Annotated in this window: 22 protein-coding genes and 1 other annotated feature; of the genes, 7 read left to right on the forward strand and 15 right to left on the reverse strand. The window is 39.3% G+C overall.

Annotated features, from left to right (window positions below; genetic code table 11):
• Positions 1-11: 11 nt before the first annotated feature.
• The 6 genes from trmB to pepV form a co-directional block, all read right to left on the reverse strand.
• Positions 12-659: a tRNA (guanosine(46)-N7)-methyltransferase TrmB gene (gene trmB, locus MKY07_RS14160; RefSeq protein WP_339262774.1), complete on the reverse strand. Its 648-nt coding sequence runs from the start codon at positions 657-659 to the stop codon at positions 12-14.
• A gap of 65 nt (positions 660-724) precedes the next feature.
• Positions 725-1,102, reverse strand: a complete 378-nt coding sequence (locus tag MKY07_RS14165) for a hypothetical protein (RefSeq protein ID WP_339262776.1) — start codon at positions 1,100-1,102, stop codon at positions 725-727.
• On the reverse strand, positions 1,092-1,628 hold the full coding sequence (locus MKY07_RS14170) for a diacylglycerol kinase family protein (RefSeq protein WP_339262778.1): 537 nt from the start codon (positions 1,626-1,628) through the stop codon (positions 1,092-1,094). The genes MKY07_RS14165 and MKY07_RS14170 overlap by 11 nt, the downstream gene beginning before the upstream one ends.
• A gap of 3 nt (positions 1,629-1,631) precedes the next feature.
• A complete protein-coding gene (locus MKY07_RS14175; RefSeq protein ID WP_339262779.1) occupies positions 1,632-2,624 on the reverse strand; it encodes a nuclease-related domain-containing protein in 993 nt (330 codons plus the stop codon).
• 297 nt (positions 2,625-2,921) lie between these two features.
• Entirely contained in the window at positions 2,922-3,773 is an 852-nt protein-coding gene (gene dat, locus MKY07_RS14180) for a D-amino-acid transaminase (RefSeq protein ID WP_065215482.1), read from the reverse strand.
• A gap of 19 nt (positions 3,774-3,792) precedes the next feature.
• Positions 3,793-5,187: a dipeptidase PepV gene (gene pepV, locus MKY07_RS14185; RefSeq protein ID WP_065215481.1), complete on the reverse strand. Its 1,395-nt coding sequence runs from the start codon at positions 5,185-5,187 to the stop codon at positions 3,793-3,795.
• A 325-nt stretch (positions 5,188-5,512) separates the two neighbouring features.
• Here pepV and MKY07_RS14190 point away from each other — a divergent pair, with 325 nt between their 5' ends.
• Positions 5,513-5,734 (forward strand): DeoR family transcriptional regulator, encoded by a 222-nt coding sequence (locus tag MKY07_RS14190; RefSeq protein WP_008408196.1) that lies wholly within the window; start codon positions 5,513-5,515, stop codon positions 5,732-5,734.
• A 190-nt stretch (positions 5,735-5,924) separates the two neighbouring features.
• Here MKY07_RS14190 and MKY07_RS14195 read toward each other — a convergent pair whose 3' ends face one another.
• Positions 5,925-6,635 carry a pseudouridine synthase gene (locus tag MKY07_RS14195; protein ID WP_008408194.1) on the reverse strand — a complete coding sequence of 237 codons (711 nt, stop codon included), beginning with the start codon at positions 6,633-6,635 and terminating at the stop codon, positions 5,925-5,927.
• 49 nt (positions 6,636-6,684) lie between these two features.
• Entirely contained in the window at positions 6,685-8,301 is a 1,617-nt protein-coding gene (locus tag MKY07_RS14200) for a polysaccharide biosynthesis protein (protein WP_339262782.1), read from the reverse strand.
• Between the two features lie 265 nt (positions 8,302-8,566).
• Between MKY07_RS14200 and MKY07_RS14205 the strand changes: the two genes are divergently transcribed.
• Complete coding sequence (locus MKY07_RS14205; RefSeq protein ID WP_193433811.1) at positions 8,567-9,820, forward strand: NAD(P)/FAD-dependent oxidoreductase; 1,254 nt, start codon at positions 8,567-8,569, stop codon at positions 9,818-9,820.
• 89 nt (positions 9,821-9,909) lie between these two features.
• Positions 9,910-10,728 (forward strand): hypothetical protein, encoded by an 819-nt coding sequence (locus MKY07_RS14210; protein WP_014823075.1) that lies wholly within the window; start codon positions 9,910-9,912, stop codon positions 10,726-10,728.
• Positions 10,729-10,769: 41 nt separating this feature from the next.
• Here MKY07_RS14210 and MKY07_RS14215 read toward each other — a convergent pair whose 3' ends face one another.
• The 4 genes from MKY07_RS14215 to MKY07_RS14230 form a co-directional block, all read right to left on the reverse strand.
• A complete protein-coding gene (locus tag MKY07_RS14215) occupies positions 10,770-11,411 on the reverse strand; it encodes a hemolysin III family protein (RefSeq protein ID WP_014823074.1) in 642 nt (213 codons plus the stop codon).
• 196 nt (positions 11,412-11,607) lie between these two features.
• Positions 11,608-12,042: an SRPBCC family protein gene (locus MKY07_RS14220; protein WP_339262785.1), complete on the reverse strand. Its 435-nt coding sequence runs from the start codon at positions 12,040-12,042 to the stop codon at positions 11,608-11,610.
• Between the two features lie 169 nt (positions 12,043-12,211).
• Positions 12,212-14,626 (reverse strand): leucine--tRNA ligase, encoded by a 2,415-nt coding sequence (leuS, locus tag MKY07_RS14225; protein WP_008408180.1) that lies wholly within the window; start codon positions 14,624-14,626, stop codon positions 12,212-12,214.
• Positions 14,627-14,738: 112 nt separating this feature from the next.
• Positions 14,739-14,954, reverse strand: a binding site (T-box leader).
• Between the two features lie 51 nt (positions 14,955-15,005).
• Positions 15,006-16,175 carry an MFS transporter gene (locus MKY07_RS14230; RefSeq protein ID WP_339262787.1) on the reverse strand — a complete coding sequence of 390 codons (1,170 nt, stop codon included), beginning with the start codon at positions 16,173-16,175 and terminating at the stop codon, positions 15,006-15,008.
• 133 nt (positions 16,176-16,308) lie between these two features.
• Here MKY07_RS14230 and MKY07_RS14235 point away from each other — a divergent pair, with 133 nt between their 5' ends.
• The 3 genes from MKY07_RS14235 to MKY07_RS14245 are packed head-to-tail and all read left to right on the forward strand — an operon-like array spanning position 16,309 to position 18,298.
• Positions 16,309-17,265, forward strand: coding sequence for a TIGR01212 family radical SAM protein (locus tag MKY07_RS14235; protein WP_008408169.1), 957 nt, complete (start codon positions 16,309-16,311; stop codon positions 17,263-17,265).
• Entirely contained in the window at positions 17,262-17,843 is a 582-nt protein-coding gene (locus MKY07_RS14240; RefSeq protein WP_339262790.1) for a class I SAM-dependent methyltransferase, read from the forward strand. Before MKY07_RS14235 ends, MKY07_RS14240 begins: the two co-directional genes overlap by 4 nt.
• A gap of 41 nt (positions 17,844-17,884) precedes the next feature.
• Entirely contained in the window at positions 17,885-18,298 is a 414-nt protein-coding gene (locus tag MKY07_RS14245; protein ID WP_339262792.1) for a pyrimidine dimer DNA glycosylase/endonuclease V, read from the forward strand.
• Positions 18,299-18,319: 21 nt separating this feature from the next.
• On the opposite strand, the gene MKY07_RS14250 is transcribed toward MKY07_RS14245, so the two are convergent.
• Positions 18,320-19,780 carry an alanine/glycine:cation symporter family protein gene (locus MKY07_RS14250; protein ID WP_014823069.1) on the reverse strand — a complete coding sequence of 487 codons (1,461 nt, stop codon included), beginning with the start codon at positions 19,778-19,780 and terminating at the stop codon, positions 18,320-18,322.
• 132 nt (positions 19,781-19,912) lie between these two features.
• Positions 19,913-20,716 (reverse strand): alpha/beta hydrolase, encoded by an 804-nt coding sequence (locus MKY07_RS14255; RefSeq protein WP_008408165.1) that lies wholly within the window; start codon positions 20,714-20,716, stop codon positions 19,913-19,915.
• A gap of 253 nt (positions 20,717-20,969) precedes the next feature.
• Between MKY07_RS14255 and MKY07_RS14260 the strand changes: the two genes are divergently transcribed.
• Positions 20,970-21,482, forward strand: coding sequence for a gamma carbonic anhydrase family protein (locus tag MKY07_RS14260; protein WP_014823067.1), 513 nt, complete (start codon positions 20,970-20,972; stop codon positions 21,480-21,482).
• A gap of 116 nt (positions 21,483-21,598) precedes the next feature.
• On the opposite strand, the gene metK is transcribed toward MKY07_RS14260, so the two are convergent.
• Entirely contained in the window at positions 21,599-22,795 is a 1,197-nt protein-coding gene (gene metK, locus MKY07_RS14265) for a methionine adenosyltransferase (RefSeq protein ID WP_008408155.1), read from the reverse strand.
• Positions 22,796-23,002: the final 207 nt, after the last annotated feature.

The raw sequence follows: 23,002 nt of genomic DNA on the forward strand, positions 1-23,002 counted from the left end.
TAAATCGTTAATTATTTCGTCTTGTATTGGCATTCTAGTCGATATATTGGCTGACCGAGCTTCGAGAATTTCTCCTCGTATTCTGTCATAATATTATCTTCCGGCATATTGGCATGTAAGTCCAGCGATACATAGTTTAATGCCATACCATACTCGTTCATACTTACGAGTGAATATTCAAAAAGACCACGGTTATCCGTTTTAAAATGGATTTCACCGTTATCAACTAAAATGTTCTCATAAATTTCCAGGAATCCTTCGTGTGTTAGGCGACGTTTTGCATGGCGCACTTTTGGCCATGGATCCGAGAAGTTCAGATATACACGGTCCACATCCCCTTTTCCGAAAAACTCTTCCAGCTTCGCACCATCAACTTTTAATAAACGTAAATTAGATGGTTTGTTCGCTGCTTCAATTTTTTCAAGGGCACAAACGATCACACTATCAAATAATTCAATACCGATATAGTTAATCTCCGGATTTTGCAGTGCCATCCCTAAAACGAATTGCCCTTTACCCGTACCAACTTCGATATGAATCGGGTTGTCGTTGCCGAATGCTTCAGTCCACTTGCCTTTATAATCTTCCGGGTTTGGAATAATTACATCAGGATGTTGTTGAATATATTCCGCTGCCCATGGTTTATGCTTTAATCTCACTTACTTATCCTCTTTTCTATTGTGTAGCTGCATCATATTATAACGGAAAATAGCATCTTTTGCTTTTATTTTGCTAAATTCCATGCTTTTTTCTGAACGGTTATTTGAATTTTGTTTTGACCGGTTACTAGTTTTTGTGTTTCACCGTCTGCATGTGCCATGACTGGTTCATCAAAAAGCAACTTTGCTTCCATTGCTGCAAACTGCTCGACTTCCTTCAACAAAGTATGCTTTCCTAAAAATACAGTCCCAAAAAGGAATAATAATTTCCATTTCGACAAATTGGAGACGACTGTCAATTCGAACTGGCCATCGGATGTAATAGAATTAGGAGACAACTTCATCCCCCCGCCAAAATAAGGCTGGTTGCTGGCCGTTACAAACCATACATTTTGATATTGCTTAATTTTCCCTTCACAGGAAATGGTGAGCTTAAACGGCATGAATGACGTAATAAGGATAGCTCAGCTTTCCCAGTTTCCATTTATTAAGCGACCTTTTCAGCGAGGACCTGTTAGCGATACCCGCGACTAATGCATCAAATCCAACACCAAAATTATTAATGAAGTATTTAGTTGTTCCGCCTTGTCTCACTACTCCACAATCATGAGAGGAGCTATTTACTGTATTTATAAATTGCTCGACCTGTTTGCTCGTTTTGAATGCTTGATATCCCCTGGCAAAATCATTACCCGATCCTGCTGAAACTGCCCCTAAATAAACATTTTTTAAATGTATTGCGCCATTCAGCACTTCGTGAATCGTCCCATCCCCGCCAATAGCAATAAGACAGACCGGGTTTTCCTTTGTCGCTCGTCCGGCAAGTTCATTGGCCAGCAGCAGTGTATGTCCTTCGTATTTTGTCAAATGGCTTTGATACGGGATTGCCAACTGTTGTTCAAACTGACGCCAACGCTTAATCCCCTGCCCGTTTCCTGCATAAGGATTAATTATAAAATGTACTTCCATTCATCAATCTTCCTTATTTTCCGTATTCCAAATATCCCGATGAAAAGATGTTGTTTGAACTGTATTTAAAATTGCTTGTGCACCTCGTATTTGCATATGCTTCATCGGTGAAACAGAATGCTTTAATTGTGCCATCCATTCCGGAAATTTCCGTTTATCCACAAATGATATACCATACATTGTTCCAGGATAATCAATATAGCCGTTTCGTGTTAACAACACTTTACGGATCGGCAGTTCAATATTGTTCTGATGAAAAATCTGTTCGACAACTTTTTCCATCCGGTTTAACTGAATTAAAGGGCTTAACACTTTTTTTTCATTTTTCCCGTCCTTCTTTAACCAGAAGCGTTCGCTATTTGCGATATAGACCGCCTGACTTTCCTGTTCCAAAACCGTAATGCACAGACATTCTGTCGGTGTCATAATAATAATATCCAACTCAATCGGCGCTTTTTTCACTCGTAAAATCGGATAATAGAATACTAAGTAATTGTCCGGTAATGTTTGAAGCATGGAACGCAATAATGTATCGCGCATAAATTTTGGATCTACATAAGATTTTTCACGTAATGTCGAACTCGCCCATTTCATTTGGAAATGAAAAAACTGATCGATGAACATTTTTTTTAGTTCTTCCAATGTTTTTGGCGTGTAGACTAGATTCGGTTCAAAATTTAGCGTTGTATCCTCTTCTTGATGCGAATCTCCCTCTGTTGCCCACTCATTGGAAATGGTCACTTTTTCGATATCTTCTTGTTCTTCTTCCGGTACATCTTTTTTAAAAGGGAAAAGTTTTTGGAAAAGCGACTTTTTCTTCTCTTCCTTCACCTCTTCCTCTATATGTTCCCAACGCTCGATTGTTTCTCCAGTCTGCCATTGATACTTTATCCGCTCCCACTGATTTTGTTTTAAGCGAATAAACTGCGTCGGATAGCGTGCCAAGTCAATTTCATATCGTGAAATATAATCTTGAAGTTTTATTAACTGAGCCATTTTATCTACTCCCTAAGTTCATTCCTATTTTTTATTACATTACATTTTACAGGTTATCTGCCCAAAAAAATAGCGCCTTGCCGATTAGCAAGGCGCTATTTTATTAAATTGTGTAATTATAATTCTTTCCCAAACCATCGGAGTTGATTTCCATTCCGGGTCGGACGCTTTCCGCGGGCACGGCCTGAGCCTGTAGTCTCAGGCTCGCGCTATTCCCGCTGGAGTCGCCTCCCTTCCATTCCAATCAACTTGTTAAAAATTAAATTTTAGCTTTCTAAAATAATACATCGTACCAGATTAAGCTTTAATCCCTTTTGGAATTTTTGTTTCGAATTGTGCTTGTAATTTACGTGTCCATTCACCCGGTGTGCCGTTGCCGATCACAGTACCGTCAATTTCAATAACTGGTGTTACTTCTGATGTCGTTGAAGAAACGATTACTTCTTCCATTGCAAGCAGCTGTTCTTTCGTCATTGCCTGTTCGTTAACAGTAAGTCCGATTTCCGCTGCACATTTAATAATTACTTGACGTGTAATCCCGTTTAAAATCAGGTTATTGGCCGGGTGTGTGTACAGCACACCATCTTTAATACCGTAAATGTTTGAAGATGAACCTTCTGTAACAATCTCTTCACGGTGTAAAATCGCTTCATAGCAGCCTTTTTCATATGCTTCTTGTTTTGCAAGAACCGCGCCAAGCAAGTTTAATGATTTAATATCACAACGCAGCCAGCGAATATCTTCCACAAATGTTGCCTTTACACCCTTTTCAAAGTTTTCCAATGGGCGTGGATTTTCTTTTGCATTCCCTGTTATTACCGGTTTCACATCATCACCAGGGAAAATGTGGTTACGAGGGCCGGCACCACGAGTAATTTGGAAGTAAACATGACCTGTGTCAATGTTGTTCGCCTCAACCAGTTGATGCAGTAATTGGTGTAATTTATCTTTCGTATAAGGAATCGTAATACGGATTTTTTCAGCACTGTCATAAAAACGGTCAATATGTTCAGTTGCTGTGAAAAGTTCCCCGTTATATACTTTCACGACTTCATATACACCGTCACCGAATTGGTAACCGCGGTCTTCCTTGTCTACCAGCACTTCTTCATTTTTTACAATTTGATCATTCCATAAACTAAAGCTCATCTCAAATACCACCTTTTAATTAGTTAGTTGCTAAATTTACAATTGCTTCTGCATAAATGGCAGTCGCTTTTATCAAGTTTTCAATATCAACAAATTCATCTGCCTGATGGGCAACATCCTGTTCACCAGGGAACAGCATGCCGAATGCGACCCCTTTTTTCATGACGCGCGCATATGTCCCTCCGCCTGTTGAAAGAGGCTTCGAGAAATCATTGCTGTATTTGCGATAAACTTGGAGCAATGTTTGTATCAATTCATCTTCCTCGCTTACATAATGCGGGATTGAATTGCTCACTACATCTAACGTAAAAGCTTCATGCTGTAATAATGCCTGTACTTTCGTTATTTTTTCTTCAAACGGATATGTCACGGAATAGCGCATACTTACTTCAATTGACGAACCGCGCTCATCAAAAGTTACGATTCCCGGATTTAATGTTGTCGGTCCTGACATCGCATCTTCAAATTGGAAGTCCAATGCTGTGCCGTAATGATCGTTGTCAAAAACACGGACAATAAAATCGACAAACGACTTACTCTGATTTGTCGTCACAACATTTTGTAAAAACTTCGCTAAATAAACCGCTGCATTTCGTCCTTTTTCCGGTTCCATTGCATGGGCTGATTTACCTTTCAAAACAATTATAATCCCATTATCGTTTTTAGTGAAAGTACCTTCAACGTCATTTTCTTTTAAATATTTCAGAAAATTCTCATTTGTGCTCTTTTCGGCATATTTTAAAGTAGCAGTTGCTTCATCCGGCACCATATTTGTTCGGTTACCTGCATAGAATGACAGTAATTGCTCATCGCTTGATCGTTTTTCTTTACTTGAAAACGTTAAATGGGCAATACCTTTTTCAGCGTTGATTAGCGGAAAGTCTGCATCAGGTGCAAAACCAATTGTCGGCATTTCTTCTTTTTCGAAGTAGCGCGTCACGCATTGGAAACCGCTTTCTTCATCTGTACCAATTATCATTCGTACTCGTTTTTTCAAAGGGATTTTCGCATCGTGAATCAGTTTCATCGCCAGCCAAGCCGCCATTGTTGGACCTTTGTCATCAATCGCACCACGACCAAATAATTTTCCATCTGCCACTTGCCCTTCAAACGGAGGATACGTCCAACTAGCGACATCTCCGGCAGGTACAACATCGACATGGCAAAGCACACCGACAAGTTCTTCACCTTGGCCCATTTCAATATGGCCGGCCATATGATCCACGTTTTTTGTAGTCATCCCTTGCTCCACACCTTTTTGAAGCATAAATTCCAATGCTGCTTTCGGACCAGCACCGAAAGGCATTATATCAGAAAAATTATTTTCATCTTTTACACTTTCTATTTGAATCAATTGCTGCAATTCTTTTATAAGCTCTTCTTTTCTTTCCTGAGCCAGTTGTAACCAATCCATCACTACACCTCATTTTTATAATATTGTTATTGTACTCCTTCTTGTTAAAATTACAATAATCATTTGACTTTAATCGGCATCCTCTATTTCTAGGAATATTAAATATATGAATTTTCTGTAAAAATAGTGTTTTTCGTCTCTCATTTCTGGAAATCTGTTTGGTTTTCCGCTATAATGTATGTGTCAGAACATCAATTCTGACCAAACTTTCAGAAAAGGGGATGTCTAAGGCAAACTACTAAAGCCTAAGTGCACTCCGCACATATTTTGTCGTCCGCTAGTCTTATGCCATGAGAATTTAAGATCGAAGGAGTGGTTTTTAGAAATGAAGCCAACTACTGATAGAATGCTTAATCGTATTAAAGACGTGTATATGTTTATCCTCAATAAAGGAGAAGTGACTACACAGGATTTAGTCGAAGAGTTTAACATCACTCCTCGCACCATTCAAAGAGATTTGAATGTGTTAGCCTTCAATGACTTGGTAATGAGTCCAAGTCGGGGTAAATGGACAACGACGAAGAAAAAAGTAAAAATGACATCTTAGAATTTTGAAAGCGGCTGATTCTTATTTTGTGAGAAAGGACTAATTGTCCCAACATAACGTAAGGTGTCGATCAGTTACACATGAAATATTATGAACATTGCTGAGTCAGCAAGCGTTCACTTAGTTCTTGACACAAGAACTAAAAGAAGCGAATGCCTTTTCGTCGGGGCATTCGCTTTTCCTTTGTTTATTATTTTGTCGCTAACAGCTCAAGTTCCTGTTCTGTCAGCTCGCGGTATTCACCTAATGCCAACTCTTCATCAAGCTTCAATGTTCCCATTGACAGACGCTTTAAATACGTAACCTTCTTGCCTACCGCCTCAAACATGCGCTTCACTTGATGGAATTTCCCTTCTTGGATCATCAGCTCAATTTCCGATTGCTCGCCGGACACTAATATTTTTAATTCTCCAGGCTTTGTATGATAACCATCTTCCAATGTTACACCTTGTGCGAAGGCTTCGATATCGGCTTCCGTTACTACTCCGTCAATTTTGGCGTAATACCATTTCGGAACATGCTTTTTAGGAGAAAGCAGATTATGTGCTAAATTGCCGTCATTTGTAATGAGCAGCAGCCCTTCCGTATCTTTATCTAAACGTCCGACAGGGAATGGCTCAAAGTGCTGATACTCTGGATCCAGTAAATCAATGACCGTTTGATCGTAGCGGTCTTCTGTTGCTGAAATGACACCCGGTGGTTTATTCATCATTAAATAAATAAACTCTACATATTCCACACGCTCGCCAAATACCGAAACATTTTGTTTTTCAGGATTGACATGCATTGCTGAGTCTTTCACTGTAACACCGTCCACTGTTACAGCTTTTTGCTTTAATAATAGTTTCACTTCTTTTCGCGAGCCGTAGCCCATATTAGCCAGTAATTTGTCTAAACGCATATAGTCCTCCATGAAAAAAGGGGACGCCTTCGTTACGACGTCCTCATTTTTATTTTACTAATCTTAATTTACGTGCAATTTTTGTAAACTTTTCACCTAATAATAATTGGGCTAACCCTAGTCGATAAGAAATCGCGCCATAAATAATGGCACCAACCCCTGCACAAATGATTGAATATAGAAGCGCTAATACTTTCGTAGAAGCCGGAGCAATCGCTGTTAAAACAATATGTGTGATCCATACTGCTAACGCCATGACAATTGTCAAAATAACAATTAACAAAATACGGCGTAAAACTACTGTCGCATTGTAATTTGTCACTTTTTTAATAACAAAAATATTGATTGCGATTGTCGCTCCATAGCCAAGTGCTGTCGCTAAAATCGCACCATCAACCGACATAATATGAATAAGCGGTGTATTTAGTATCGTCTTCGTAAGCAAGCCGACAAGTAAACTGAAGATAACCCATTTTTGGTAATTGACCCCTTGTAACATGGCGGCTGTTACTGTAAATAATGCAAAGAAAATCGCAATTGGTGCATAGTGGCTTAATACTTGTGTGCCCATTTCGCTGTAGGAATAGAAGAAGTGATATAAATCCTCCGCTAAAATTGAAATTCCGATCGCTGCCGGTACGGTAATAAACAGCAGCACCTGATAGGTTTTATCCATCGAACTATGTACTTGCCGTAAATTGCCTTCCGTATAAAATTTCGTGACCGTTGGAATGATGGCCATCGAAAATCCTGTCGCCAAAACGACTGGAATCATGACAATTTTTTGTGTCAACAAGTTAAGCATTGTAAAGTATGCATCGCTAATTTCTCCTGATATCCCACTGGCAATCATCGCACGGTTAAATGTCAGCAGATCGACAAGCTGGAATAATGAGCCTCCCAACCCAACGAAAACAACAGGAATCGAATATTTAAATATCTCTTTATACATATCCGAATAAGGAAGTCTCTGTTCTTTCGGCGCGACAACCTGAACTGCTTTAATCTCGGGGCGCAGCTTTTTCCAGAAATAAAACAATGTCAAAAGTCCGCCAAGCGCTCCAATAAATGCGGCAAATACCGAGAAATTAATTGCAGTAATCTCATCACCGTCCATAACTTTGACAACGATGAATGCCCCGCCTAATAAAAAGACGATACGCACTATTTGCTCGACCAGCTGAGAAACAGATGTCGGCAAATAATGTCCGTATCCTTGCAAGTAACCACGGACTAAACTCATAAACGGCACAACAATCAGTGCATAACTTACCCACTTGATGACACTCGCAACTTGCTCCACAGTAAATGTCTGTTCTTCACTATCAATCACAATATTTGCTAGCGGTGTTGCAAGCAGATTCATTAAAATAAACGCTACAATTCCTGTAAGCGTCATCAGTAATGCACCTGTTTTTACTAATCTGCGACCGGCATCAAAATCCCCGAGCGCATTATATTTCGATACGAATTTTGATACTGCAATCGGCAGTCCCGCAATGGCAATACTTAACATAATATTATAGGGGATGTAGGCGTAATTATATAAAGCAATATTATCTTCACCTACAATGGCGTAAAACGGGAAAATATAAACTAACCCTAAAAGCTTTGATAGAAACAATCCAATTGTTAATATGGCTGTTCCTTTCATTAATGAAGACATGAAATAACCTACCGTTCTATATGAAATTCTCTTTTAGTATAACAATTCACTTACAATACGATTTCGTAAGGCAAGTTATTTATTTACATTATTTAACTTCCTTCTTGTGACGGTGTTCTCATTAAAAAGTTCCCGTACAATTCCTTTTACAAGTTTACATGTGAAAGTCCATTTACTCAAATAGTTTCTTCACTTCGTGTATAATAAGTAAGAGAAAAATCCGTTGAACGAAAAAATTATTGCAAAAGAAAGTGAGAAATTATCTATGTATGATGTAATTGTAATAGGAGGCGGTCCATCAGGATTGATGGCAGCAATTGCCGCAGCCGAGCAAAACAAAAAAGTGCTCCTGCTTGAAAAAGGCTCAAAACTAGGAAAGAAACTGGCCATTTCTGGCGGTGGACGATGTAATGTAACAAATCGACTATCAGCGGAAGAAATCATTAAACATATTCCCGGCAATGGGCGCTTTTTATATAGCCCCTTTACCGTTTATAATAATGAAGATATTATTGCATTTTTTGAAGGGCTTGGCGTGGCATTAAAAGAAGAGGATCACGGGCGTATGTTCCCAGTATCCAACCGCGCACAAGATGTTGTTGATGCACTTGTCAATGAAATGAAGCGATTAAAAGTAGAAGTCCGTTTGCACACGGCAGTTAATAAATTGTTGATGGACGATCAAAAAATATATGGTGTACGTTTGGAAAGCGGCGAAGAAATCCGTACAAATGCTGTTGTTGTCGCAGTCGGTGGTAAAGCTGTTCCTCAAACCGGCTCTACTGGTGATGGTTATCCATGGGCAGAACGGGCTGGCCACACGGTTACTACACTTTACCCGACAGAAGTTCCCGTTACATCAAAGGAACCCTTTATCCAATCACGTGAGCTACAAGGGTTGGCATTACGTGATGCCGCTGTTTCCGTTTTAAACAAAAAAGGAAAAGTTCTTGTAACACATCAGATGGATATGCTGTTTACACACTTTGGCTTAAGCGGTCCTGCCATTTTACGCTGCAGTCAGTTTATTGTAAAAGAGCAGTTGAAAACAGGGAGCGCGCCAGTACAAGTTCGTATTCAATCATTACCGCAGTACAACGAAGAAACATGCTTCCAAATGTTAAATAAAACAATCAAGGAAGAACCGAAAAAAGCGGTAAAAAACTTATGGAAATCACTCGTTCCAGAACGCTGGCTATTATTTTTAATGGAGCGTGCAGGTATTGACGCACAGTTAACAGGCATAGAATTATCTCAGGAGAAGATTCGCAATTTTGCACGCGAACTTGTCGCGTTTACGATGGACGTTCACGGTACCCAACCAATTGAAAAGGCATTTGTTACAGGAGGCGGGGTTTCGGTAAAAGAAATTGAACCAAAAACAATGGCCTCCAAGAAAAAACAGGGACTTTATTTCTGTGGTGAGATTTTAGATATTCACGGTTATACGGGGGGTTACAATATTACTTCTGCTCTCGTTACAGGACGAATTGCCGGTATGAGTGCGGGGCAACAGTAACGTTTCTGTTTTTAATCGTAAAAATACTAGAACTGCTCATCATTCCCTAGTATCATAAGAGGTATGTACACTCAGGAGGATACAGCACGATGAATAATAATTCTCAAAAAAACCAAACTATGCTTTATTTAGCATCTGATGAGCTCATGCAAACTCATTTAACCTGCACAAAAATAAGCAATCGTAATAAAGATGAATTTACCTTTTCCATTCGTGTTTTTTGCTATGTTGAAAAAAATAACTCCTATGCGAAAAGTGTTCCATTATATTTGATACTTGGCTTAAATAAACAAGGTGTTGGCATGTCTTTGGCTGTCGATTTGGTCAATATACCAAATGTTTGCCCGATGCAATTAAAAAAGATTATTGAGCATTTGCAAAAAAGTCCGGCACTATTGCTAATTGTATGTCAGCAGCTTGATAAAATTGCTTCTTCCTCATCAATTGAAGAGGCGGTGCAAGCAAAACTGGCAAAGCATTTCTTCATTGAAAATGCGCCGAAAGGGATTACAAGCTTTACGACCAACCGTCAGGCAAACGAACTGTACTGGCTCATGCAAAAAAACCAAATGATTTCTGATATGGATTCATTTAAATTAGATGGTGAAGGCGGGCATATTGCATTTACCGTCCAAATTGGCTTTAAACATGATTTTATTATGCAATGCTATGAAGTAGATTGCATGATGCATATGTTCAATGAAGACGAAAAGCTCGGCTATTATTTTGAGCTTTATTTGGATCAGGAAAATTACCATCATCAGCTACTATATGAAACGTTGCCGGATCAGTTCATGGACAACAAAACATTTTTAAATCAGGTTTTGGAAGAAATGAAAAAACGCAACGAAGAACAATATGACGATTACTTGCAAGATTTAATCGAAAAATTTACAGCGAGCATCTAGAAAAGAGTCAATCCTCACTATAACAGGATTGACTCTTTTGTTTATACATATAAGTAAATTGCGAAGAACATCGCGACACTGCCGCCCATAACAAATAAGTGCCAAATCGCATGGTTGTATGGAATGCGGTCATTTTTGTAAAAGTACGTGCCGACCGTATAGGACAGTCCACCCATTAATAATGTGGCAAAACCGGCGATGCCAATATGTGCGAATAACGGCTTGGCTACAAAAATAATGAGCCAGCCCATCCCGATGTAAACGAACAGCGATAGTAATTTAAAACGGTAAACAAAGAATTGTTTCAGTACAATACCGATTGTCGCTAAAATCCATTGAACCGCAAAAATTGTCCATCCCAATTTGCCGCCAATTGCGACTAATACGATTGGTGTATACGTACCTGCAATCAATAAAAAAATGGAGCTGTGATCGAGCTTTTTCAGAAATGTTTTATGTTTTGGCCATGAATGATACATCGTTGAAGCGAAATACAGGCAGAACATTGAAATACCAAAAATAATATAGCTTACGAGCTCTAATGTTGTGCCTTGATGCTGGGCTTTGTTCACTAACAGCAATGTTGCGGGAATCGTCAGCAATGCGGCAATCCCGTGTGTCAGCCCGTTCCAAAATTCTTCTTTTGTACTATATCCACTTTGTTCCATCATGATTTGTGTCATAAAGCCACCTCTTTCATTATTCAATTATAAAAAATTGTGTCTGTTTGTTATAGAAGAACTTGTCATGCTTTCCATATGATATTTATCATGGATTTGCTGGAAATCTAGGGAGGGCCTGTCCATTAAAGCTATACCCCCTTCTTTCACATAAAAAAACCCACTGGGAAAAATTTTTTCCAGTGAGTTATTGATAGTCTTATGCCTGGATATGGCGAGCGATTTTTTCTGTTAAGCGAGTCGTAACTTTCGGCAATAATACTTTAATAGCCGGATTCAATACTGCTCCAGAAAGACCTCCAGCAGTTACTTCTACCACACCTGTCATATATGTACCGCCATCTTTCGGCTCAGCTGTAAATTCGCCGCCGCCTTTAATATTATCCGATAGCCCAGTTATTTCAAATCTGATGTTAGAAGGCTCATTCATTTCGATAATTTTAATTTCGATTTCAACTTTTTTCTTTAAACCTTTAAAGTTTCCTTCGAATGTCCAATGTGATGTTTGGGCATCCAGTTCTTTATGTTCTTTGTACGCCGGAACTAATACAGCCCATTTTTCGATTTTACTTACGAAAGCCCATACTTGTTCCTGGCTAACTGGGATTTGTACTGAATGTGATGCTTGTGCCATGTTGTTACACTTCTTTCTACTATTCATTAAATGTGACCATTTACTATTCTAGTATTACATAGAAATCGGTTACGCAACATAGTTATTTTTGCTTTTCATATGAAATCTAAATAAAAATACACGGTGGTTTTCCAAATGAAAACACCGTGCATTAATTTTATTTGATTAATTATTTAACAACGATATTAACTAATTTACCTGGGATGACAATTACTTTCACAACTGTTTTCCCTTCGATAAATTCTTGTACTTTGCTGTCTGCTAAAGCAACTTTTTCTAAATCTTCCTTAGTAATATCTTTTGCAACCGTTACTTTTGCACGTACTTTACCTAAAACTTGTACAACAACTTCGATTTCATCGTCTACTAGTTTTGACTCATCGAATGTTGGCCATGTTGCATACGTAATTGTATCTTCATGTCCTAAAATTGACCAAAGCTCTTCAGCAATATGCGGTGCGATTGGCGATAAAAGTTTCACGAAGCCTTTTGCATATTCTGTTGGAATAACTTCCGCTTTGTAGCAATCATTAATGAATACCATCATTTGTGAAATTGCTGTGTTGAAGCGAATGCCTTCGTAGTCTTCCGTCACTTTTTTCACAGTTTGGTGATACACTTTTTCCAATGTTGTGTCAGCAGAATCTTGAACTTTTGCAGCAAGCTTTCCTTCATCTGTGACGAATAGACGCCAAATACGATCTAGGAAACGACGTGCCCCGTCAAGACCGTTCGTGCTCCATGCTACAGAAGCTTCCAGTGGACCCATGAACATTTCGTATAAACGTAATGTATCAGCACCATGTGAAACGATAATGTCATCAGGGTTTACAACATTGCCTTTAGATTTAGACATTTTTTCATTGCCTTCACCTAGAATCATCCCTTGGTTAAATAACTTTTGGAACGGTTCCTTCGTATGAACAAGTCCTAAATCATAAAGCACTTTATGCCAGAAGCGTGCGTATAGTAAGTGAAGTACCGCGTGCTCTGCGCCACCGATATAAATATCGACTGGTAGCCAATGTTTTAATAGTTCCGGATCTGCAAGCGCCTGATCATTTTTCGGATCGATATAGCGCAGGAAGTACCATGATGAACCGGCCCATTGTGGCATTGTATTCGTTTCACGGCGTCCTTTTTTGCCTGTTACTGGATCAACTACATTCACCCATTCTTCAATATTTGCAAGTGGTGATTCACCAGTACCTGAAGGACGGATATTTGTTGTTTTCGGTAATTCCAATGGCAGTTCCTCTACAGGAATCGTAGTCATTGTGCCATCTTCCCAGTGAATTACTGGAATTGGTTCTCCCCAGTAGCGTTGACGGCTGAATAACCAGTCGCGTAAACGGTAAGTAATTTTCTTTTCCCCTACACCATTTTCCACTAACCATTCAATTGCCTTCGCAATACCGTCTGCTTTATTTAATCCGTTTAAGAAGTCCGAGTTAATATGCGCACCGTCACCAGTGAATGCTTCATTCTCAATGTCTCCGCCTTCAAGAACTGGAATGATTTCTAAATTGAACTCTTTTGCAAATTCATAGTCACGCTCATCATGTGCAGGAACAGCCATAATTGCACCAGTTCCGTATGTTGCCAATACATAATCCGCAATCCAGATCGGCACTTGTTTGCCGTTGATCGGGTTCACTGCATAAGCACCTGTGAATACACCTGTTTTTTCTTTTGCTAAGTCTGTACGTTCTAAATCAGATTTTAATGATACTTTTTCCAAGTATGCCTCTACTGCTTCTTTTTGCTCTGCAGTAGTAATGTCAGCTACTAATTTATGCTCTGGTGCTAATACACAGTATGTCGCGCCAAATAATGTATCCGGACGTGTTGTAAATACTTCGAAGTTTTTGTCTGTGCCAGCAACAGTGAATTTCACTTGTGCGCCTTCAGAACGGCCGATCCAGTTACGTTGCATTTCCTTAATTGATTCAGGCCAGTCAACATCAACTAAATCATCGACTAAACGGTCTGCATATTTTGTAATACGCAGTACCCATTGTCGCATCGGACGACGTACTACCGGGTGACCGCCACGCTCAGAAACTCCGTCGATTACTTCCTCGTTAGCAAGAACCGTACCTAATGCTTCACACCAGTTTACTGCCACTTCATCTACATACGCTAAATCCATTTCCACTAACTTAGTGAAAATCCATTGCGTCCATTTATAATAAGACGGGTCAGTTGTGTTAATTTCACGATCCCAGTCATAAGAGAAGCCTAGCTCGTTAATTTGACGTTTGAATGTCGCGATGTTTTTAGCTGTAAATTCAGCTGGGTCATTCCCTGTATCAAGTGCATATTGCTCTGCAGGTAAACCGAATGCATCCCAACCCATTGGATGAAGGACATTGTAGCCTTGCATACGTTTAAAACGAGACAAAATATCTGTCGCTGTATAACCTTCAGGGTGTCCTACGTGCAGACCCGCACCTGATGGGTAAGGGAACATATCCAATGCATAAAACTTTGGCTTATCCATTTCATTTTCAGTTTTGAATGTTTTATTGACATCCCAAAACGTTTGCCACTTTTTCTCAATTTGCTGATGATTAAAACTCACAATAATTCCTCCTTTAAATATATTCTTGCTGTGGTTTATGTATTTTAGGCGTATCATCAATGATTTAACAGAATATTCAAAAAATAAAAAAATCCCGTCCCATCTTATGATAAGAAGGGACGAGAGATATTTTTTACTCCCGCGGTACCACCCAAATTAGTGACGCAGCACTCAGCTTCATTTCTTAACGCGAATACACGGCCATTAGCTACTATTACTTCACTAAAGCAAACTCCGAGGCGAGTTCAACTTGACACTTACCGGCTTCCACCTGCCGCCAGCTCTCTATAAAGTGTGTCCATTTACTATTCCTCATCACAGTCAATATTATTATTTCATTCATTTTAACGAATTCAACACAAAAGCACAAGTAACTGTTTTATGTTTGTTCTTTTCCTAGCGTACGATCAAAGAGCAGACATGGAATAATGGCAACGATAATTAGTACCGATAATATAAGCATTAATATTTGCATGCCATATAAATCTACCATTAACCCGCCAAACACAGGCCCAATCATCCGCCCAATTGTCGATGCACTATTGACGAGCCCTTGATAAAAACCTTCTTGTCCATGAGGTGCCAGTTTATTGGCAATCATCGGAATGACCGGTGTGAAGAACACTTCCCCAAATGTCAAAATGACCATCGCTGCAGCAAACATCTTAAAGTCCTGGGCAAAATAAACGACGATATAAGATAGCGACATCAATATCAGCCCAAGCACCAGCTGATGCTTTATTTTGTTTTCCCAACGTGTAACAAGCGGACGGATAATCGGCTGAACAGCAACGATCATAAAGCCGTTGATTGTCCAGAGTAAACTGTATTCAGACAGGCTCATTCCTAATCCTTGTGTATAAGAAGAAATGGTCGCGCTCCATTGGGAGTAGCTTAACCAGCAGACGATTAAAGATATACTTAATATACTAAGCGCCACAATCGGCCCTCTGTTTCTTCTTTTTGTCTCATTACCTGAGAAAGGTTTTGTTGTCAGTCCCTTCATATCAAAACGCTTATATGTTGTGATGACAAGTACAAAAAATACAGCATAGAAAAATAGATTCGCACTAAATACATAGTCAAACTTAATATCGGCAACAATGCCAGCCAATGCCGGGCCGATTGCGACCCCTACGTTGTTTGCCAAAAAGATCGAGTTAAAAGCACGTCGACCTCCTTCTGGCCAGGCACTTCCTGCAATCGCATAAATCGCCGGGTATACAATCCCTCCACTAAAGCCCATCATCGTTAAAAATATGATGTATTGTGGCCAATCATGCCAAATCGTTAATAGTGTGATTGACAATAAATTAAATACAACCCCAATTAAAATTGCTTTATAGCCACCTAATTTATCAAATAAGTAACCGCCTACTAGATTGCCGAAAACACCAGCCAATGAATTTAACATAAGGACAATTCCAGCGGTAGTTAAGGATTTTCCTAAATGATCATGAATATAAATACTATTTAAAGGCCATAAAAACGAATTTCCGACCGTATTTACGAATGTACCAATAATTAATAGCCATACTTGTTTCGGCACTAACTTTCCTCCTTCAATATTTGCTCAATTTACTAGTTTATTCTTTAACAGGAATTTGTACAAGAAAAAGATTTCTATTAGGACACGATGTTCTGTCCATGTTAGAATAATACGTTAGAGGAGTGAACAAGGAATGACAGAAACAAATTTTCCTTTCCCGTCAGATGGGAAACGTTATTATACATGGAATCGCTATTTACGAAACGAATTCGGAAAGAAAGTATACAAAGTCGCTTTGGATGCAGGGTTTGATTGTCCAAACCGTGATGGGACGGTCGCTTTTGGCGGTTGTACATTTTGTTCAGCAGCTGGTTCAGGTGACTTTGCGGGCAGTAAAGTCGATCCGATTCCCGTACAGTTCGAAAAGATCAAAGCAAAAATGGAGAACAAATGGAAAGACGGCTTAACAATGGCCTACTTCCAAGCGTATACAAATACACACGCTCCACTTGAAGTACTAAAGGAAAAGTTCGAAGCAGCGCTTGCCTGTGAAGGAGTAATGGGCCTTTCAATTGCAACGCGTCCAGATTGCCTGCCGGACGATGTTGTAGAATATTTGGCAGAGTTAAATGAACGCACGTATTTATGGGTAGAATTGGGACTTCAAACGGTTCATGAAAAAACGGCCAATTTAATTAACCGTGCACATGATTATGCGACATATGTGGAAGGGGTTAATAAATTGCGCAAGCATGGCATTCGTGTAGTGACGCATATTATTAACGGATTGCCGCTAGAGGATTACGATATGATGATGGAAACGGCCCGTGAAGTGGCAAAGCTCGATGTCCAAGGTATCAAAATCCATCTTCTGCACCTTTTAAAAGGAACACCACTTGTGAAGCAATACGAAAAAGGCATGCTGGAATTTATGGAAAAGGATGCTTATATTCAGCTTGTAGCAGATCAGCTTGAAATTATTCCGCCTGAAATGATTGTCCACCGTATTACTGGTGATGGTCCAATCGATTTAATGATCGGTCCGATGTGGTCTGTCAACAAATGGGAAGTTCTGAACGGAATTGATGCAGAGCTGGAACGTAGAGGTTCTTATCAAGGGAAGTTTTATAAGGCGGAAGTGTCCAAATGAAATTAGAACGTGTTATTCAATATGCCCAAACATTATTGGAAATGTCGGTTTCCGAGGGTGATATTGCGGTCGATGCAACAGCTGGAAATGGACATGATACTCTTTTTTTAGCAAATCTCGTTGGGGATGACGGCTATGTATATGCTTTTGATGTGCAAAAAGAAGCGGTTGATGCGACATTGCACCGTCTGCTCGACAATGCACTCGAGCATCGGGCTATTGTTTTAAAAGACGGACATGAAAATGTAGCAAATTATATTCATAAACCCGTATCAGCAGCAATTTTCAATCTTGGCTATTTGCCCGGCAGCAATCATGAAATTGTGACAAAGCCGAATACTACAATCCAAGCGATCGAAAGTTTGTTAAAGCTGTTAAAAGTCGGAGGAATGATCGTTTTAGTCGTCTATCACGGTCACGAAGGCGGAAAAAATGAGCGCGATGAAGTAATCCGCTATGTAAGTGATTTACCGCAAAAACATGTACATGTTCTGCGCTATGAATTTATGAATCAGAAAAATGATCCCCCGTTTATCATTGCATTAGAAAAAGTAAAAGAATTTCCGATAGAGGGCTAAGTTTTCTTAGCTCTTTTTCATATCCTTAATGAGGTGAAATGATGCGTTTATGGCATACCGAGTTAATTCCCTTTATCCCAAAAAGTCAGCTGCTTGCCCAGTGGCGCGAGTTGAACAGCATTTTCGTGAAGGAAGACAACCATGTATTAATCAATTATATTTATGAATACCCAAAAGAGGATTTATATATTTATACGCAAATTGTTCTGAAGGAAATGCGCGCCAGAAACATTACAATTCGTACGATTGATAAGATGGATCGTTATTTTGTCGATCTTCGTTTGTCTGAAAATGAATACTATCCGCCATACAGCCGCCACCATAATGATAAGTATTTAACGATTTGCTACTATAATTTATATGAAAAATATATTCGCGGACAAAAAGATTTTACTGCGGAACAATTTGAGGCACTACATCAGTATTATTCCATAAAAAAAGGAGCAGCTTTTTAACTAGCTGCTCCTTTTAATCTACTAATCTTTCTTATATGTCTCCCAGAAATCAGCATTTTTAATTCCGAGTTTTTTCGGATCAAATACTGGGTCTTTTCCTTCTTTTTTCTGTTGCTCATAATCCTTCAACGCAATGAGGGCCGGTTTCATGATGAATAATAGCATAATTACGTTAATCCAAACCGTTAATCCTAAACCAACGTCACCGAATGCCCAAGCTAAATCGGACGTTTTAACTGTGCCGTAAAATGCCGAAGCCAATAATACGAATTTCATTAACAATATCCCGATACGTCTTGCACTGCCATTAAACATATACGAAACATTTGTTTCAGCAATATAGTAATATGCCATTAATGTAGTGAAAGCAAATAGGAATAAAGAAATTGCGACAAACCCTGAACCAAAGTTATTTAAAGATGGGAACGCATCATTTACAGCTGCTTGTGTAAAGCCTGAATACGTAATCGTCTCATCCATTTTTGCTTCAATCAGAGCTCCGTCTTGACTACCCTCATGGACATTGTATGTACCCATGAATAAAATCATTAATGCTGTTGCAGTACATACCAAGATTGTATCAATATAAACTGAAGCTGCCTGCACTAAACCTTGCTTTGCAGGATGCGATACTTCTGCAGCAGCAGCTGGATGTGCACCAGTACCTTGACCTGCTTCGTTTGAGTAGATGGCACGTTTTACACCCCAGAAAATTGCGCTACCGATCATCCCGCCAAATACTGCATCTGTAGCGAAAGCACTACGGAAAATTAAAGCAAACACTTCAGGCACAGCTGTAATATTCATAATAATAATAATAGCCGCTACTAACAAATACGCTAATGCCATGAATGGTACTAAAATTTGGGCAGCATTTGCAATACGCTTAACACCACCAAAAATAATAACCGCCAGCAGGAGAATCGTAACTAGTCCAGTTACCCATGGTTCAATTCCAAATGCATTATCAACTGCACCTGCGATGGCATTTGCCTGAACTCCAGGCATTAAAAATGCAACAGAGATAATCATCGCAATGGCAAAAATAACACCTAATGCACGTATTCCAGTTGTTTTTTCAATGTAGAACGCCGGACCACCACGATACTGTCCATCTTTTTTCTCTTTATAAATCTGAGCTAACGTCGACTCCATATACGCCGTTGATGCCCCGATAAATGCTGTCACCCACATCCAGAACACCGCACCCGGACCACCGAATGCAATAGCTGTTGCGGTACCAACGATATTACCTGTACCGACACGGCCCGACAATGCAATCGACAATGCCTGGAACGAAGATACACCTGCTTCTGATTTTTCTCCTTTGAACATTAACTTGAACATGTCTCCAATTAGCCTGACTTGTGCAAACTTTGTTAGGATAGAGAAAAATAAACCAACGATTAAAATACCATAAATCATAACAGGACCCCATAAAATATTGTTGGCCCATCCTACAAAATCATTCAAGAAACCCATACTATACCCCCTTTGTTGAAATAATGTATTAATTTGAAATTTAGTATATTACAAATATTCGAAAATTTCGATATATTTTTTTTAAGGAAATAAAAATAAACCTAACAAAGTATGATTTTGTTAGGCTTATCACTATTCAATAATATATCCCAAGTCTCTTAAAACATTATTAATATAATCTATCGTAAATTTAAAAACATCTTCCCGTTCCACTTCAAAATAAAGGCTGTGGAGGCAACCTTTCCATTGCTTATAGTGAAACTCGGAAAGCGTATGCTCTGTTATCCATTTCTTAGATGTACTAATGTCTGAAACTTTATCATTTTCACCCGTCATTAATAATACTGGGATATCCGGAAACTTCAATTCAGGGTTACGGATTGTCCGCGACATTTGCTGCCAGTCGCGATACCATTTTACCGTCACCATACTCTTCAACGGTAATTGCTCTTTTAGTTCCATTAACACATCTGTGTTCCGCGTAAGATGGTGAGGCTCCAACTCATGTTTCAGCTTAACATTCGATGTAATGGCGCTGAAGCTTGATAAAGCATTCGACAATTTTCCCGGTGCCAGCTTTAAATTAAACCAGGGGGATGCTAAAACAACACCCGCACATTCTATTTTATTGTTCTGGAGTACATACGTAGCTATTGCAGCCCCTAGGCCATTTCCTACGATAAAAAGCGGTACGTTATATTCTAGTGCCACTTTCAATAATACTTTTGTATACTTATAATATTCTTTAAAATCTTCATCATGATACGTTGTATACTTTCCTTGCTCTCCATGTCCAGGTAAATCCCCCATTACAACATGAAAGTGTGAGCTGCGGAACTTTTCAATTAACCATGCGTACCACCGATGATGTTCATATGCGCTATGAAGAATAACGACTACGGCTTTTGGTTGTTGCTCTGTTTCCCATTTCCACATGGCCAATACTCCTTACATATAAAATATTTTTATGACATAAACACGTGATCCTTTAATTCAGGAATGAGTTTGCCGATTATCAAAAAATTACGATATTGCACCTTCTTTAACATCGGCATCATTATATTACTATTTATTTGTATAATTATAATACATTCCGTTCTAAAAGAAATGTTAATTGAAAAATCTTCACGTTTTGTTACGATATCTATAGATTTATCTACAATTTTATAGAAGAAATGAGGAAATGCACATGATTTACCCTTATAAGGATAAAATACCAACGATTCACCCTTCTGCATTCATTGCAGACTATGCCACAATTACCGGTGATGTAACAATCGGTGCCGAAACTTCAATTTGGTTTAACACGGTAATTCGTGGCGATGTAAACAAAACTATAATTGGTGACCGTGTCAGTATCCAGGATTTGAGCTGCCTTCACCAAAGTCCCGCTGCCCCTCTCATTATTGAAGACGAAGTAACAGTAGGTCATCAAGTTACATTACATAGCTGTACAATTAAAAAACGCGCTTTAGTTGGTATGGGTTCCATCATACTGGACGGGGCTGTTATAGGCGAGGGTGCATTTATTGGTGCCGGCAGTCTTGTACCACCGGGAAAAGTGATTCCTCCCAATTGTTTAGCGATGGGTCGCCCAGCAAAAGTCGTACGTGAAGTGACAGCAGAAGATCGCGCAGATATGGATCGGATAATTTCAGAATATGTGGCAAAAGGGCAATACTATAAATCACTTCAAAAATAATTTAACAGTCATTCCCCTCTTTGAATCTTATAAATCTATACCTTGTTAAAAAGAAATCTTATATAAGATCATAAAAAAGGAGCTATCCATTAAACTGGATGCTCCTTTTTATTATATTAAATTCCTGCTTTAGCTTTCAATTCAGCCGCTTTATCCGTACTTTCCCATGGCACATTTAAATCTGTGCGACCGAAATGTCCGTATGCTGCTGTTTGCTTATAAATCGGACGACGTAAATCAAGCATTTTAATAATGCCCGCAGGACGTAAATCAAATAGCTCACGTACCCAGTTCACGATTTTTGATTCTTCTACTTTTCCTGTACCGAATGTATCAACCGCGATTGATACAGGTTGTGCAACACCGATTGCATACGCCAGTTGCACTTCAGCACGGTCAGCTAGGCCAGCTGCTACAATGTTTTTAGCAACATAACGTGCTGCATATGCTGCAGAGCGGTCAACTTTTGTCGCATCCTTACCGGAGAATGCTCCGCCACCATGACGCGCATAGCCGCCGTAAGTATCAACAATAATTTTACGACCTGTAAGACCTGCATCTCCTTTAGGCCCGCCGATTACGAAACGACCTGTTGGGTTGATGAAGTATTTTGTTGCTTCATCCAATAATTGAGCAGGAACAACCGGTTTAATAACGTGCTCTTTAATATCTGTTTGAATTTGTTCTAATGTTGCTTCTTCATCATGCTGTGTTGAAATAACGATTGTATCCACACGAACAGGTTCATTGTTTTCATCATATTCGATTGTTACTTGTGTTTTACCATCCGGACGTAAATATTCCAATTCTCCTGATTTACGTACTTCTGTTAAACGACGTGCTAATTTATGAGCTAAAGAAATTGGCATCGGCATTAATTCCGGTGTTTCGTTACATGCATAGCCGAACATTAATCCTTGGTCGCCTGCACCGATTGCTTCCAGTTCATCATCCGTCATTGAACCTTCACGTGCTTCCAATGCTTGGTCAACACCTTGTGCAATGTCAGGTGATTGCTCTCCTACAGCTACTAGTACTGCAAGGTTTTCCGCATCAAAGCCGTACTTACCGCGTGTGTAGCCGATTTCTGCCACTGTATCACGGATAATTCCTTTCATATCTACATAAGTAGAAGTTGTAATCTCACCAGATACTAGTACTAAGCCTGTTGTTACCGTAGTTTCACAAGCTACACGTGCATTTGGATCTGCAGCTAAAATAGCGTCTAAAATGGCATCCGAAATTTGGTCACAAATTTTATCCGGATGTCCTTCCGTTACACTTTCTGATGTAAACAGTCGACGATTTGTCATGTCATTTCCTCCTAAATCACTTTGGCAATTGTTTTTTATTGATACGGTACTCATTACCCATGTCCGTTATATAAAGCAATTACGCTAATGCGTATCTACCTTTTAACGTCAAGCTATATTTGCTTTAACACGAGGGTCTGAAAGGCTGTAACTATATAATTTTCGCTCAGCACGAAATTGTAAAACAAAATAAAAAAAATCCTTTCT

The sequence above is a fragment of the Solibacillus sp. FSL W7-1472 genome, from assembly GCF_037969775.1.
Lineage (GTDB): Bacteria > Bacillota > Bacilli > Bacillales_A > Planococcaceae > Solibacillus > Solibacillus silvestris.